Annotated in this window: 13 protein-coding genes; 9 read left to right on the forward strand and 4 right to left on the reverse strand. The window is 75.0% G+C overall.

The features are described from left to right. Nucleotides 1-2 precede the first annotated feature (2 nt). From ACIBCT_RS09850 to ACIBCT_RS09870, 5 genes are all read left to right on the forward strand, one after another. On the forward strand, nucleotides 3-914 hold the full coding sequence (locus ACIBCT_RS09850) for an ACP S-malonyltransferase (RefSeq protein ID WP_399186996.1): 912 nt from the start codon (nucleotides 3-5) through the stop codon (nucleotides 912-914). 7 nt (nucleotides 915-921) lie between these two features. Then, nucleotides 922-1,878, forward strand: a complete 957-nt coding sequence (locus ACIBCT_RS09855) for a beta-ketoacyl-ACP synthase III (RefSeq protein ID WP_344896121.1) — start codon at nucleotides 922-924, stop codon at nucleotides 1,876-1,878. A 63-nt stretch (nucleotides 1,879-1,941) separates the two neighbouring features. Next, on the forward strand, nucleotides 1,942-2,181 hold the full coding sequence (locus ACIBCT_RS09860) for an acyl carrier protein (RefSeq protein WP_344896124.1): 240 nt from the start codon (nucleotides 1,942-1,944) through the stop codon (nucleotides 2,179-2,181). A gap of 49 nt (nucleotides 2,182-2,230) precedes the next feature. Then, nucleotides 2,231-3,463, forward strand: a complete 1,233-nt coding sequence (gene fabF, locus ACIBCT_RS09865; RefSeq protein WP_399186997.1) for a beta-ketoacyl-ACP synthase II — start codon at nucleotides 2,231-2,233, stop codon at nucleotides 3,461-3,463. A 408-nt stretch (nucleotides 3,464-3,871) separates the two neighbouring features. Continuing rightward, a complete protein-coding gene (locus tag ACIBCT_RS09870; protein ID WP_399186999.1) occupies nucleotides 3,872-5,293 on the forward strand; it encodes an acyl-CoA carboxylase subunit beta in 1,422 nt (473 codons plus the stop codon). A gap of 218 nt (nucleotides 5,294-5,511) precedes the next feature. On the opposite strand, the gene ACIBCT_RS09875 is transcribed toward ACIBCT_RS09870, so the two are convergent. Continuing rightward, nucleotides 5,512-6,006, reverse strand: coding sequence for a DUF3145 domain-containing protein (locus ACIBCT_RS09875; protein ID WP_344896133.1), 495 nt, complete (start codon nucleotides 6,004-6,006; stop codon nucleotides 5,512-5,514). Nucleotides 6,007-6,212: 206 nt separating this feature from the next. On the opposite strand from ACIBCT_RS09875, the gene ACIBCT_RS09880 reads away from it, so the two are divergent. The 4 genes from ACIBCT_RS09880 to ACIBCT_RS09895 are packed head-to-tail and all read left to right on the forward strand — an operon-like array spanning nucleotide 6,213 to nucleotide 11,159. Then, nucleotides 6,213-7,292 carry a S8 family peptidase gene (locus tag ACIBCT_RS09880; RefSeq protein ID WP_399187000.1) on the forward strand — a complete coding sequence of 360 codons (1,080 nt, stop codon included), beginning with the start codon at nucleotides 6,213-6,215 and terminating at the stop codon, nucleotides 7,290-7,292. A gap of 34 nt (nucleotides 7,293-7,326) precedes the next feature. Beyond that, nucleotides 7,327-7,920 (forward strand): RNA polymerase sigma factor, encoded by a 594-nt coding sequence (locus ACIBCT_RS09885; RefSeq protein WP_399187001.1) that lies wholly within the window; start codon nucleotides 7,327-7,329, stop codon nucleotides 7,918-7,920. Continuing rightward, nucleotides 7,917-8,381: a hypothetical protein gene (locus tag ACIBCT_RS09890; RefSeq protein WP_399187002.1), complete on the forward strand. Its 465-nt coding sequence runs from the start codon at nucleotides 7,917-7,919 to the stop codon at nucleotides 8,379-8,381. Before ACIBCT_RS09885 ends, ACIBCT_RS09890 begins: the two co-directional genes overlap by 4 nt. Further along, complete coding sequence (locus ACIBCT_RS09895; protein ID WP_399187003.1) at nucleotides 8,382-11,159, forward strand: CHAT domain-containing protein; 2,778 nt, start codon at nucleotides 8,382-8,384, stop codon at nucleotides 11,157-11,159. Here ACIBCT_RS09895 and ACIBCT_RS09900 read toward each other — a convergent pair. Genes ACIBCT_RS09900 through ACIBCT_RS09910 form a run of 3 tightly spaced genes read right to left on the reverse strand, consistent with a single transcriptional unit; the run spans nucleotide 11,099 to nucleotide 13,634 of the window. Beyond that, nucleotides 11,099-11,935, reverse strand: a complete 837-nt coding sequence (locus tag ACIBCT_RS09900; RefSeq protein ID WP_399187004.1) for a sulfurtransferase — start codon at nucleotides 11,933-11,935, stop codon at nucleotides 11,099-11,101. The two genes, ACIBCT_RS09895 and ACIBCT_RS09900, sit on opposite strands and share 61 nt — an antisense overlap. Then, a complete protein-coding gene (locus ACIBCT_RS09905) occupies nucleotides 11,932-13,047 on the reverse strand; it encodes an alkaline phosphatase family protein (protein WP_399187005.1) in 1,116 nt (371 codons plus the stop codon). The genes ACIBCT_RS09900 and ACIBCT_RS09905 overlap by 4 nt, the downstream gene beginning before the upstream one ends. After that, nucleotides 13,044-13,634 carry a DUF5998 family protein gene (locus ACIBCT_RS09910; protein ID WP_344896154.1) on the reverse strand — a complete coding sequence of 197 codons (591 nt, stop codon included), beginning with the start codon at nucleotides 13,632-13,634 and terminating at the stop codon, nucleotides 13,044-13,046. The genes ACIBCT_RS09905 and ACIBCT_RS09910 overlap by 4 nt, the downstream gene beginning before the upstream one ends. Nucleotides 13,635-13,651: the final 17 nt, after the last annotated feature.

Below are 13,651 nucleotides of genomic sequence, written 5' to 3' on the forward strand. Positions count from 1 at the left end.
TCGTGCTCGTCATCGTCGCTCCGGGCCAAGGCGCCCAGACCCCAGGATTCCTCGGTCCATGGCTCGAACTCCCGGGTCTGGCCGACCGGCTGACCGCCTGGTCCGATCTGATCGGCCTTGACCTCATCGCCTACGGGACCACCGCGGACGCGGACGAGATCCGTGACACCGCCGTCGCCCAGCCACTCCTCGTGGCCGCCGGGCTGGCCGTCGCCGAGGTCCTCGGCGCCTCGCCCGACATCGTCGCCGGGCACAGCGTGGGCGAGTTCACCGCCGCCGCGCTGGCCGGGGTGCTCACCCCCGAGCAGGCCCTCGTCCTGGTGCGCGAGCGCGGCCGGGCCATGGCCAAGGCCGCGTCCGTCACCGAGACCGGCATGTCCGCCGTGCTGGGCGGGGTCGAGGAGGAGGTGCTCGCGGCCATCGCCGCGGCAGGGCTCACCGCCGCCAACGTCAACGGCGCCGGGCAGATCGTGGCCGGGGGCACGCTGGAGCAGCTGGCCGCGTTCAAGGCCGGGCCGCCCGCCCGTGCCCGGGTCATCCCGCTCGCGGTCGCCGGGGCCTTCCACACCGAGCACATGGCCTCCGCGGTCGACCGGCTGCGCGAGGCCGCCGCCGACCTGGTCCCCGCCGACCCGGCCGTGACGCTGCTGTCCAACCGCGACGGCGAGGCGGTCTCCAGCGGCGCCGAGTTCCTGCAGCGCCTGGTCGCCCAGGTCGCCAGCCCGGTGCGCTGGGACGCCTGCATGGCGGGCATGGCCGGCCGCGGCGTCACCACCATGATCGAACTCGTCCCCGGCGGCACGCTGACCGGACTGGCCAAGCGTGCTCTGCGCGGGGTGACGGCCGTCGCCCTGAAGACCCCCGACGATCTGGAGGCCGCGCGAGCCGCCCTGGGATCGAATGAGGAGCGGTGATCGACGCATGAAGATCTCCCAGAGCGTGCCGGGCGCGAGGATCCTGGCGTTCGGTCACTATCAGCCCTCCCAGGTGGTCACCAACGACGACCTGTCGGCCACCATGGCGACCGACGACGCCTGGATCCAGAGCCGGGTCGGCATCAAGGAGCGCCGGATCGCCCCGGACGGGGAGTCCGAGATCGACCTGGCCGTGCAGGCCGGAGGCAAGGCCCTGGCCAACAGCGGCCTGTCGGCGGACGACATCGACCTGGTGATCGTCGCCACCTGCACCCTGGAGACGCAGATCCCCAACGCCGCCGGCCGGGTCGCCACCCGGTTGGGCATCGACTCCCCCGGCGCGTTCGACGTCAACACCGCCTGCTCGGGCTTCTGCTACGCCCTCGCGGTCGCCAACGACGCGATCCGCGCGGGCTCGGCCACCCACGTGCTCGTGGTCGGTACCGAGAAGCTCTCCCAGTGGATCGACTGGACCGACCGGGCCACCGCGGTGATCTTCGCCGACGGCGCGGGCGCGGCGGTCGTCGGCCCCTCCGACACCCCGGGGATCGGCCCGGTGGTCTGGGGCAGCGCCGGCGACAAGTACGACGCGATCATCATCAAGGACCGGGACTCCTTCCTGCACCAGGAGGGCCAGACCGTGTTCCGCTGGGCGACCACCGCGCTGCACCCGGTGGCCAGGGAGATCTGCGACCGCGCCGGGGTCGATCCGGCCGACCTGGCCGCGTTCGTGCCGCACCAGGCCAACCTGCGCATCATCGAGACCATCGCCCGCAAGCTCGGCGCCGACAACGCCGTCATCGCCAAGGACATCGTGCTGGCCGGGAACACCTCGGCCGCCTCGATCCCGCTGGCCCTGTCCAGGATGATCGAGCGCGGCGAGGTCCCCTCGGGCGGCCTCGCCCTGCTGCTGGGCTTCGGCGCGGGCCTGACCTACGCGGGCCAGATCATCGAGATCCCCTAGAGCTTCCGCACGGCTCCGCCGTACGGGAAACCAGAAGACGACGAACCAAGGAGAACACCAGACATGGCTCTCACCGAGCAGGAGATCCTCGCCGGCATCGGCAAGATCGTCAACGAGATCACCGGGATCCCGGCCACCGAGGTCACCCCGGAGAAGAGCTTCGTCGACGACCTCGACATCGACTCGCTCTCCATGGTGGAGATCGCCGTCGCCGCCCAGGACGAGTTCGGCGTCGAGATCCCCGACGACCAGCTCAAGCACCTCAAGACCGTCAAGGACGTCATCAACTTCATCCAGAACTGAGACGTTCCGGCATTCCTCTCAGACCAGCGATACACAAGGAGCGCAGACCGTGAGTACAGACCAGGTACGTGTCGTCGTCACCGGGCTCGGCGCGACCACGCCCCTCGGTGGAGACGTCGCCTCGACCTGGTCGGCGCTCCTCGCCGGTCGGTCCGGGGTTCGCACCGTCACCGAGGACTGGGTCGACTCCGTCCCGGTGAAGTTCGCCGCCTTCGCGGCCGTCGACCCGACCGAGGTGCTGCCCCGGCCCGAGTCGCGGCGGCTGGACCGGGCCGAGCAGTTCGCGCTGGTCGCGGCCCGCGAGGCCTGGGCACACGCCGCGATCGAGAAGGTCGACCCCGAGCGGCTCGGCGTCGTCGTGGGCAGCGGCATCGGGGGCATCACCACGATCCTCGCCGCCTACGACGTCTTCAAGGAGAAGGGCTGGCAGCGGCTCTCGCCGTACACCGTGCCCATGCTGATGCCGAACGGCGCGGCGGGCTGGATCGGCATCGAGGTCGGCGCCCGCGCCGGCGTCCACGCCACCGTCAGCGCCTGCGCCACCGGCGCCGAGTCGATCGGGTACGCCATCGAGATGATCCGCTCGGGCCGGGCCGACGTGGTCGTGGCCGGCGGCACCGAGGCGGCCATCCACCCGCTGAACATCGGCTCCTTCGCTGCCATGCGCGCCATGTCCACCCGCAACGACGAGCCCGAGCGCGCCTCCCGTCCGTGGGACAAGGGCCGTGACGGCTTCGTCCTGGGCGAGGGGGCCGGCATCGTCGTGCTGGAGTCCGAGGAGCACGCCCGCGCCCGCGGCGCCACGATCTACGCGGTCGCCGCCGGGGTCGGGTACTCGGCCGACGCCCACCACATCGCGCAGCCCGAGCCGAGCGGCGCCGGGGTCATGCTGGCCATGCGCCGCGCCCTGGAGAACTCCGGTCTCACCGGGGCCGACATCAAGCACGTGAACGCGCACGCCACCTCCACCCCCGCGGGCGACGTGGTGGAGACGGTCGCGATCAAGGAGGTCATCGGGAGCCACCCCCTGGTCAGCGGCACCAAGTCGATGACCGGGCACCTGCTCGGCGGTGCCGGCGGCATCGAGTCCGTCTTCACCGTCCTGGCGCTGCACGAGCGGCGCGCGCCTGGAACGATCAACCTGGACGACCTGGACGACGGCGTCGAGGTCGACATCGTGCGCGGCGAGCCGCGCGCCCTGCCCGGCGGCCAGATCGCCGCGATCAACAACTCCTTCGGGTTCGGCGGGCACGACGTCGCCGTGGCCTTCACCAGCGTCTGACGGGGAGCTCCGACCTCTCCTCCTCCGCGGCGCGAGCCGGGTGGTCCCGGCCCTCACGGGCCGGATCCCGCCGCCCGGCTCCCGCCCGGAACCCTCGCCCGGGGCCCTCGCCGCGGTCACGGCGGCAGGGGCGGGAAGGCGGCCCCGGCACGGGCTCAGGGTCTGCACGGGTCCCGGACCTGCACGGGCCTCAACGGTCTGCACGGCCTCAGGGTCTGCACGGGCCCCCGGGCCTGACGGGCCTCGCGGTCGGTCTGCACGGCCCGCACGGGCCCCGCGTGCCACCGGCCCGGCGCGGGGTCCTGCGGCCCGGCTCCGGCAGGCCGGAACCCCACCACCATCGTGCGGCGGCGCGCCGCGTTTCCCGCCCAGGACCGACGTCCGGGATCTCCATGCTGGAGGTAAGTGATGACCGTGCTCGACGACGGTGTGGTGGGCGAGGACGCCGAGCGGCGGCCCGCCGATCCCCGCGATCCCCAGGTGCGCCTGTCGGCCCTGCTCGACGAGGGGTCGGTGCGGTTGATCTCACCGGTCGACCGGAGCGGCATGCTGGCCGCGACGGGCCGGGTCGAGGGGGTACCGGTCGTCGCGTTCGTCAGCGACCCCCGCGTCCAGGGCGGCGCGATGGGCAGCGAGGGGTGCGAGCACATCGTGCACGCCTACGACGTCGCGGTCCGCGAGCGGGTCCCGATCGTCGGCGTGTGGCACTCCGGTGGCGCCCGCCTGGCCGAGGGCGTCGAGTCGTTGCACGCGGTCGGCCGCGTCTTCGCCGCGATGACCCGCGCCTCCGGCGTGGTCCCGCAGCTGTCGGTGGTCGTCGGCCCGGCCGCCGGTGGGGCCGCGTACGGGCCCGCGCTGACCGACATCGTGATCCTGGCCGACGAGGGCCGTATCTTCGTCACCGGCCCCGACGTGGTCCGCAGCGTCACCGGCGAGCAGATCGACATGGCAGCCCTGGGCGGGCCCGAGCCGCACGGCAGGCGCAGCGGCGTCGTGCACGTGGTCACCAAGACCGAGGCCGACGCCTACCTGCAGGCCCGGCGCCTGGCGGTGCTGCTGGGCCACCAGGGCCGGGTGCGGGACGAGGTCGAGGAGGTCGACTTCTCGGGGCTGCTGCCGGAGAACGTGCGCCGCGCCTACGACGTGAAGCCGCTGGTGACGGGCCTGCTCGACGAGCCTGGTGTGGAACTGCACGCCCGGTGGGCGCCCAACGTCGTCACCACGCTGGGCCGGCTGGGAGGCCGGACGGTGGGCGTGGTGGCCAACAACCCGCTGCGGCTGGGCGGCTGCCTCGACTCCACCTCGGCGGAGAAGGCCGCACGGTTCGTCCGGATGTGCGATGCCTTCGGGGTGCCGCTGGTCGTCCTGGTGGACGTGCCCGGCTACCTGCCGGGCGTCGGGCAGGAGCACGACGGCGTGGTACGGCGCGGCGCCAAGCTGCTGCACGCCTTCGCCGAGGCGTCGGTGCCCAGGATCACGCTGATGACCCGGAAGGCCTACGGCGGCGCCTACATCGCGATGAACTCCCGGTCGCTGGGCGCGACCAGGGTGTTCGGCTGGCCGACGACCCAGATCGCGGTGATGGGCGCGGTCGCCGCCGTGCGCGTCCTCAAGCGCCGCGAGCTGGCCGCCGCCCCCCAACACGAGCGCGCCGACCTGGAGACCAGGCTCGCCGAGGAGCACGAGATCCAGGCCGGGGGCCTGAAGCGGGCACTGGAGCTCGGGGTGATCGACGAGGTCATCACCCCCGACCGGACCCGCGGCGCCATCGCCAGGGTGCTGGCCCAGGCGACCCCCGCCCGGGGCGCCCACGGCAACATCCCCCTCTGAGCCGCCCGGACCAGGCGGACCCGGATCGATCAGGATTGACCGGGACGATTCAAATGCTCGACGAGCCCTCGCCGGCCTGACCGGCGGGGGCTCGCTCGTTTTCCGCCGAAGCCGAGGGACGGTCCGTCCGAAGCCGAGGGACGGTCCGTCCGGAGCCGGGGAGGCGGTCTCTCGGCGAACGCCGGTCCTTCAGGCGCGGTGGGAGCGAGGGGGGACGGTCAGACGGCGGCGTGCAGCCAGCGCACCGGGGCGCCCTCCCCGGCGTACCGGAAGGACTCCAGCTCGGCGTCCCACTGCTTGCCCAGCATGCGGTCCAGCTCCTCCTCCAGCACCACCCGGCCCTGGCGGGCCATCAGCATGGCCGAGCGCAGCCGGTCCTCGGGGATCAGGATGTCCCCGGAGGCGCCGATCACCGCCGTGAAGGCTCCCAGCGAGGGGGTGTAGGCGTGCCGGGACCCGTCGGCACCCGGTGAGGCGTCCTCGGTGACCTCGAAACGTATGCGCTGCCAGCCCATCAGCGACGAGGTGATGGCCGCCGCGGTCCCCACACGGGCCTCCCACTCGGCCTGCGCGCGCACGTGGCCGGGCGCGGCGGGCTGTGGAGTCCAGGTCAGGTCTACGGGTACGCCAAGAACGCCTGCGACCGCCCATTCGATATGCGGGCACAGCGCAGGCTGAGTCGAGTGGACGTACAGCACGCCACGAGCAGACACCGGACCTCCCGTTTCGGTACGAGGTGCGCCTTCCCCAACGGCCTCGTTCCAGGATGATCACAAGTGACTGAAGGAGAGACTACCGTCGGTCGCGACCTCGCACCAGAGGGGGGTCATACCGAGATGTTGCGGCGTGGGCACTTGACCGTGACTTTCCCGGGAATGAAGAGAACCCCGCCACTCGGCGATCGTTTCCGGAGGACCAGATGGATACCGGCATCGAACGGGTCGAACCCATCCCCGGTTCGCCCGCTCTGATCAGGAAGGGCCAGCTGCTGACCGACGCCTCGGGCCTGGCGGCCACCGCCCGCTGGGCCGAGGCCGTCACCGAGACCGGCGGGGTCTACCGGGTGCGGCTCTCCCGGGGCGTGGACGTCTGCGACCTGGTGGCGTCGGTACGGGCGCGAGGGGTGCGGGCCTCCCCCAACCACATCGTGACGGGCCAGCCGCTCTACTTCGGCGGACCGGCCTCACGCCCCTTTCCCCACGCCGCCCTCCCGGCGCCCGGACCCGCCCCGGACGGGCCGGGGGCGGGCTCCGTGACCGTGGCCCTGCCCGACACCGGCCTGACCGAGCACCCCTGGTGGGAGCGGAGCCCGTGGTTCCTGCGACGCGGGCGGGAGGGCGACGAGGTGACCGACGGTGACGGCGACGGCCTGCCGGACCCCCAGGCCGGGCACGGCACGTTCATCGCCGGGCTGATCCTGCGGTCGGCCCCGGGGGCGCGCCTGCGGCCGATCCGGATGCTGGACGGCCACGGCGTCGGGGACGAGGCCGGGCTGCTGCACGTCCTGGGCCGGCTCAGGGCCGACCCACCCGGAGTGCTCAACCTCTCCTTCGGCACGCACACCTTCGACGACGGCCCCTCCCCGCTGGTGGAGGCCGCATTGGAGGACCTGGCCGGCGGCCCGGCCGGCACGGTCACGGTGGCGTGCGCGGGCAACACCGCCTCCGACCGCCCCTTCTGGCCGGCCGCCTCGCCCGGGGTGATCGCCGTCGCGGCGCTGGACGCGACCGGACAGGCCAGGGCGCCGTTCTCCGGCCACGGCCCCTGGGTGGACGCCTGCGCCCCGGGAGAGTGGCTGTCCAGCGCCTTCCTGGACCACCCGCCCTTCGACGGCTACGCCCGCTGGAGCGGGACCTCCTTCGCCACCGCCCTGGTGAGCGGGGCGATCGCCGCGGCGACCGTGGAACGATCCCCCCGGCAGGCCGCCGCGTACCTGCTGGAGGGCGCGGAGTGCCGACGGATTCCGGATTCCGGTGTGGTCGTGCCCATGCCCGGCTAAAGTCTCACCCGAAGTCATCACTCGAACACCCTCGGTGTTCTACGTGACCCTGGAGACGCCGGTGAGGGACCAGCACGCGACCGACGACGTCCTGGCGGGCGGCCAGGAGGCCTGGGACGCCCTGGTCGCGCGGTTCAGCGGTCCTCTCTGGTCGGCCGTGCGCGCCTACGACCTGGGCCCGGCCGACGCCGCCGACGCGGTCCAGGGCACCTGGCTGAGGTTGCTGGAGAGCCTGCACACCATCCGTGACCCGGACCGCCTCGGGTACTGGCTGCTGACCACGGCCAAGCGCGAGGCGTCCCTGCTGAGCCGCAGGCACCGGGCCGAGCGGCCGGTGGCCGAGCATCCGGACGACGGGCTCCCGCTCACCGCGCCGGACGGCACCGCCCACGCCGACCCGGCGCTGGCCGTGCTCACCGCCGACGAGGGCCGCCGTCTGTGGCAGGCCGTCGACGAGATGCACGAGCCGTGCCGCTCGCTGTTCCGGCTGATGGCCTCGGCCCCCGACGCGGGCGTCCACCAGCTGGCCGGGCGCCTGGGCATGCCCACCGGCAGCTACGGGCCCACCCGGGGCCGCTGCCTGAACCGTCTGCGCACCATGCTCACCGCCCGGGAGGCGACACCGTGACGCGGCATCCCACGCCGATCGACGACGAGTCCCTGATAGCCGCCCTGCGCCTGGCCTCGGGCAGCGACCCGGTGCCCGAGCGGGTGACGGCCGCGGCCCGCGCGGCCTTCGGCCTGCGGCTGCCCGGCGCCGCCACGGCCCGACCGGCCGCCACGCCCGCGCCGCGCGGGGTGCGGTCCGCCGAGCGTCCGCGGCTGCTGAGGTTCACCGCGGCCGGGCTCACGGTGGAGCTGGAGGTCGGCTCCCTGGACGGCCTGGTCGATCTGGCGGGCCAGATCTCCCCCTGCCCCGAACAGGGCGCGCTGGTGGAGATCCGCACGCTGCACCTGACCGAGTCGCGTACGCCGTCCCCGACGGGCCGGTTCGCGGTCACCGGCCTGCCGCCCGGCTGGTTCAGCGTGGTCTGCCACCTGCCGGGCCGCGCACCGGTGGTCACCAGCTGGACCCGGATCCGCCCGTAGGTGGGCCCCGACGAGACGCTCGCCGCGACGGGGAGCACGGGGAGCACGGGGAGCGCAGCCGATCACGAGGCCCTCGCCGCCGAGCGCGTGACCGACGGTGATGCGCTCGCCGCGGCCGAGCGCGCGGTCGACCTCTCGGGCAGCGACCCGGCCGGCGCGCTCGCCCTCGCCCATGCCGTGCTCGCCTCGCTTCCGGACCTCTGCCCGGGAACGGCCGCCCCGGACGAGGCGGGCGGATCGGGCGAGGCGGGTGGATCGGGCGAGGCGGACGGATCGGATGGATCGAGCGGATCAAGCGGGCCGGACGGGCCGGGAAGGCGGGTCAAGGGCTGCCCGCACTGCGAGGCCGAGGCGGTGGCGCACCGGGCGCTCGCCGTGGCCGCGCGCGAGCTGGGTGACCTGCCGTTCGCCGAGGAACGGCTGCGCAGGGCCGTACGGGTGGCCCTGGCGGCGGGGCTGGCGCACCGGGCGGCCCAGGCCCGGCTCTCGCTGGTCCACGTCCGCACGGAACTGGGCCACCCGGAGCAGGCGCTGGCCGTCGCCGCCGACGCCGAGCCCGGCCTGACCGGTGCCGAGCTGGGCAAGCTCGGGGTGCACCGGGCGGTGGCGCTGGCGCGGCTCGGCCGCTACCGCGAGGCCGTCGCCCACTGCGACCGGGCCGTGACCGTCCTCGGCGGCGACGTCAGGTTCCTGGCCGGCGCGATGCTGAACCGCGGGCTCGCCCGCGTCTTCCTCGGGGAGTTCGCCGCCGCCGAGGCCGACCTGAGCCGGTGCGCGGAACTGGCCCGGGACGCGGGCCTGGAGCACCTGCTCGCCCTGGCCGAGGGCAACCTGCCGTTCCTGGCCGCGCGGCGCGGCGACCTGCCGGCCGCGTTCACCGCCTACCGGCGCGCCGAGGCCGTGCTGCTCGGCTACCCGGAGCGGCTCGCGACGGTCCGCTGCGACCTGGCCGAGGCGCTGGTCGCCGCCCACCTGCCCGGCGAGGCGCGGGTGCTGCTGGAGGCGGCCGTCCCCGAGCTGGCGGCGGCCGGTGCCGGGGTGGCCCTGGCGGAGGCCCGGCTGCTGCTCGCCAGGGTCGAGCTGCGCACCGGCGATCCGCGCGGGGCCGCCGAGAGCGCCGGGGCGGCCGCCCGCGAGCTGGCCGCGCAGGGCCGGACGGTCCTGGTGCCGCTCGCCACCGAGATCGCGCTGCGGGCCCGGCTCGCCCTGGGCCCGCCCTCCCCGGACCTGCCCGGGGAGATGCTCGGCTGCGCGGACGACCTGGGCGCCGCGGGGCACGACGACGCCTCGGCGGCGCTCAGGCTCACCGCCGCGGAGGTCTCGCTGAAGCTGGGCGACCGGCCGGCCGCCGAGGAGCAGCTGGCGCCGCTGGCCCGCGCGGGCCGCGGGGTGGTCGCCCGTCAGGCGACGGCGCTGCGCCGCGCCCTGGCGGGTGACCGGCGGGGGGCGTTCGCCGCGGTGCTGGCCGGTCTGGCCGAGGTCGGGGCGGACACCAGGGCGCTGGAGGACCCGATGCTGCGCGCGCACGCGGTCAGGGCGGGCGAGCCACTGGCCGCGTTCGGGCTGGAGCTGGCCCTGCGGACCGGTCACGCCCGCGCGGTCCTGGCCTGGGCCGAGCGGTGGCGGGCGGTCACCGGGGGCTCCGGCCGGCCGCTCGCACCCGGCCTGTCCGCGCTGCGGGCGGGGCTGGGACGGACGTCGCTGGTGGAGTTCGTCCGCCACCGGGGCGAGCTCGTCGCCGTCGCGGTCACCCGGGACCGGCTGGCGCTGCGCCGCCTCGGGCCGTTCGCGGCCGTCGCCGAGGCCACCGTCCGCCTCCGCTACGGGCTGCGCAGAACGCACCTGCGCGACGGCCGGGCCGCGCTCCCCGGTACGGAGGGGGCGGACGCGGCCGAGCTGGAGCGACTGCTGCTGCGCCCGCTGCGCGATCTGCTCGGCGACCGGCCGCTGGTGGTCGTCCCGACCGGGACCCTGCACACCCTGCCCTGGCCGCTGCTGCCGTCGAACGCCGGCCGGCCGGTGACCGTGGCGGCCAGCGCCGCCGCCTGGCTCGCCGGACGCGGGGAGCCGGGCACGGGAGACGGCCGGGAAGGACGCGGTGAGCCGGGCACGCGAAACAGGCGGAGAGGGCCCGGGGAGCCGGGCGCGGGAAACGGACGGGAAGCTCCCGGGGAGCCGGGCGGAGGGCACGGGCGGCGGGGGCGGGTCGTGGCGGTGGCCGGTCCCGGCCTGCGGTGCGCCGGGGCCGAGGCCGCCATGGTCGGCGACCGCCACCCGGGGACGGAACGGGTGGCGGCACGCCGGGCGGACGTGCTGGCCGCGCTGGAGGGGGCGGACGTGGCGCACCTGGCCGCGCACGGGATGTTCTCCCCCCGCGGGCCGCTGCTGTCGAGCATCGACCTCGACGACGGCCCGCTGATGGCGTACGACCTGTTGCGGTTGCGCACCCCGCCCGCCCTGGTGGTGCTGTCGGCGTGCGACGCGGGAATGGCCCACGCACCGGCCGACGGGGCGCCGCTGGGGCTGGCCGGCACGTTCCTGTCGCTGGGGTCGCGGTGCGTGGTCGCCAGCCTGGTGCCGGTCCGCGACACCGAGACGCTGACGCTGATGACGGCCTTCCACACCGCGCTGGCCGCCGGTGACCCGCCCGCGCGGGCGCTGGCCGTCGCGAGCGCGACGTCGGGCGTGGCGGGCTTCGTCTGCTTCGGGTACGGGGATCAGCCGGTGGCGACCGGCCGCGCCGGGTCGGTCACCCAGTCCGACCACGACCCGACGTAGAGCGCGGCCGGCACGCCGGCCACCTCCAGGGCCAGCACCTGGTGCGCCGCGGTCACGCCGGAGCCGCAGTAGGCGCCCACCTCCACGCCGGGCACGACGCCCAGGGTGTTGAACCGTTCCCGCAGGAAGGCGGGCCGGTGGAAGCGGCCCGAGGGCTCGACGTTCTCGGCGGTGGGGGCGCTGACCGCGTCCGGGATGTGCCCGGCGACCGGGTCCATCGGCTCGACCTCGCCGCGGTACCGTTCGGCGGCGCGGGCGTCCAGCAGGACCCCGTCGGCGGCGAGCCGGGCGGCCTGGCCGGCGTCGAGCACCGGCATGCCTCCGGGCCGGGCCTCGAAGTCGCCGGGCTCGGGGACGGGCTCCTCGGTGGAGAGCGGCGATCCCGCGGCGACCCAGGCGCGCAGGCCGCCGTCGAGGACGCGGACGTCGGGGTGGCCGAAGTGGCGCAGCGTCCACCAGGCGCGGGCCGCGGCGGTGGAGTCGGCCTCGTCGTAGACGACGACGGGACGGGAGCCGGACACGCCGAGCCGCCGCATCGCCTCCTGGAAGGAGGCGGCCGAGGGCAGCGGGTGGCGGCCCCCGGGCGTCCCGGCCTCCAGCACGGGCGGGCCGGCGAGGTCGGTCTCCAGGTCGCAGAAGACCGCGCCGGGGATGTGCCCGGCGCGGTAGTCGTCGACGCCGGCGGCACCGGGCGCGCCGCCGAGTCTCCAGCGCACGTCGAGGACGGTCGCGCCGGACAGGCCGGCCAGCTCCGCGGCGGTGATCAGCGGGCTCATCGGGTGCTCACCTCCAGGAGGGGGACGTGCTGTTCGGCGGGGGTCAGCGAGCCGTGGCAGCCGACGAAGGACGCCTCCTTCGGCTCGGTCGCCGTGGAGACGATGGCGCAGTCCGTGTACGGGACGGCCAGCACGTCGCCGATCCTGGGCAGCCACTCGGGACGGATCCTCGGGCCGAACCAGCCCGAGTCGACCGCCTCGGTCCGGGAGGCCACCCACGCCTTCCCGGCGAGGGTCTCACGCCAGGCGTCCAGGACCGCCGAGGACGCGCCGGGAGCGGTGTAGACGTGGCGGGCCCTGGCCTCACCGCCGAGCAGGGCGACGCCCTCGCGCAGCGCGGGCAGGGCGTCGACGTCGATCCGCTCGTCGATGTTGACCATGCCGTGGTCGGCGGTGACGTACATCGCCGAGCCGGGCGGGAGCGTCTCGGCGAGCCGCTCGGCCATCCGGTCCACCAGGGCGAGCTGGTCGAGCCATTCCGCGGAGCCCCAGCCGGTCAGGTGGCCGGTGGAGTCGAGGTCGCCGTAGTAGACCGTGACGTGGGCGCGGGGCTCGGCCAGCGCGCGGCGCACCCCGGCGATCCGCTCGTCGACCTCGTCGGCCCCGGTGAAGCGGACCCCGCGGTAGACCGCCCGGTTCAGGCCGGTGGTCTCGAACTTGGCCGGGCCGACGTAGCCGACCGAGACGCCCGCGGCGGCGGCGCGCTGGTAGACCGTCGGGGCCGGCTGCCACTCGCCGGGATCGATCGGGGGGCCCGGGGCGGTCCAGCGCAGGCAGTTGAACAGGTGACCGGTGCCGGGGACGGCCAGCTGGCAGCCGAGCATGCCGTGCTCGCCCGGCGACAGGCCGGTGCCGAGGCTGCTCAGGCTGGTCACGGTCGTGGAGGGAAAGCCCGCGGTGATCGTCCTGCCCGCCCGGGACGACAGGAACGGCGCGACCTGCGGGTGGGCGCGGAGCAGCTCGGCGCCCATGCCGTCCACCAGGAAGAGCAGGACCCGCTCGGCCGGGGCGAGCTCCAGCGGGTTGTCGTCGTCCATCCCGACCACGGCGAGCAGCGAGCGGGACAGGTCCGCGAGCGAGGCCGTCCCGTACGCCGGGATGAGCGGGTTCACGAGGCGGTACGGGCCGTGGCCTCCGACAGTGCCTTGGCGAATGCCAGCACGTGGGAGACGGCCTCTGGTCCGTCGGCCGCCTCGCTCACCCGCAGGGAGAGGTCGTCGGCCGTGATGGCGCCGGTGTATCCGTGATCGGCCTCGCAGTTGTCGTCGCCGCAGGTCGCCGGCTCCAGGTCGACGTGGGAGATGGCCCCCCAGCCGATGGTCAGCGTGACCTCGGTGGGCGGTACGCCCGGCACGTAGGAGGCGGGGTCGGGGACGACCCGGGTGACCGCGACCGACTGGATCCGGCTGAGGCGCACGGCCTCGGTGGTGGTGGAGGCGTGGGACGCCGACACCCCCTCCACGGGCGGGTGCTCGTCGGTGTGGCAGACGAGCAGCCGGGTGGGTGAGAGCACCAGAACGGTGACGTGCCTGCGCACCTCCATGGCCGGGTCGAAGGTGGCCTCGTGGTGCACGACGTAGGCGTCCACCTGCTCCTTGCCGAGCGCGGACTCGACCGCGTCGGTGACCAGGTCGGGATAGTAGCCACTGCGGTCGATGGCGTCTCGCAGGCCGGCGGACGGGAGTCGGGTTTCCCTCATGGGTCCATCCTGCCCTG

Origin of the sequence: Streptosporangium sp. NPDC050855 (assembly GCF_044456585.1) — a bacterium.
Lineage (GTDB): Bacteria > Actinomycetota > Actinomycetes > Streptosporangiales > Streptosporangiaceae > Streptosporangium > Streptosporangium longisporum.

Bases quoted from the DNA above. Each gene is read 5' to 3' on its own strand.
- ACIBCT_RS09855 (WP_344896121.1), top strand. From the start codon at position 922: ATGAAGATCTCCCAGAGCGTGCCGGGCGCGAGGATCCTGGCGTTCGGT.
- ACIBCT_RS09880 (WP_399187000.1), top strand. From the start codon at position 6,213: ATGGATACCGGCATCGAACGGGTCGAACCCATCCCCGGTTCGCCCGCT.
- ACIBCT_RS09860 (WP_344896124.1), top strand. From the start codon at position 1,942: ATGGCTCTCACCGAGCAGGAGATCCTCGCCGGCATCGGCAAGATCGTC.
- ACIBCT_RS09910 (WP_344896154.1), bottom strand. From the start codon at position 13,634: ATGAGGGAAACCCGACTCCCGTCCGCCGGCCTGCGAGACGCCATCGAC.
- ACIBCT_RS09870 (WP_399186999.1), top strand. From the start codon at position 3,872: ATGACCGTGCTCGACGACGGTGTGGTGGGCGAGGACGCCGAGCGGCGG.
- ACIBCT_RS09900 (WP_399187004.1), bottom strand. From the start codon at position 11,935: ATGAGCCCGCTGATCACCGCCGCGGAGCTGGCCGGCCTGTCCGGCGCG.